Source organism: Luteimonas flava (assembly GCF_036584485.1).
Classification (GTDB): Bacteria; Pseudomonadota; Gammaproteobacteria; order Xanthomonadales; family Xanthomonadaceae; genus Luteimonas; species Luteimonas flava.
Genome location: NZ_JAZHBM010000044.1, coordinates 1 through 352, shown reverse-complemented (window position 1 = coordinate 352; position 352 = coordinate 1). Strand labels below are relative to the sequence as shown.

The 352-nt window shown below is 59.9% G+C and carries 1 protein-coding gene; it reads right to left on the bottom strand.

Annotation, left to right across the window (positions count from 1 at the left end; translation table 11 throughout):
- On the bottom strand, positions 1-352 hold a 352-nt coding region (locus tag V3391_RS17615), incomplete at both ends, for an efflux RND transporter permease subunit (protein WP_332079752.1).

The following is a 352-nucleotide window of genomic DNA, read 5'->3' as shown; positions in this document are numbered from 1 at the left end:
CCTTCATGGCGATGAAGCTGGCCATCACCGAGATCGGCAGCGTCAGGCCGGTGATGATGGTCGAGCGCCACGAGTGCAGGAAGAAGAACACGATCACCATGGTCAGCACCGCACCTTCGATAATCGTCTCCTTGACGTTATCCAGCTGGCTTTGCACCTTCAGCGATTCATCGCGTAGCACTTCGAGCTTGATATCGGCCGGCAGCGTCTTTTGCAGGTCAGCCGCCACTTGCTGGATGCGGCGTCCTACTTCCACCACGTTGGCGTCCTGCACCTTGGTGATGTCCAGCGTGACGGCGCGCTGGCCGTTGATGCGCGAGATCGACAGCTCTTCCTGGGCGCCGTCTTCCAC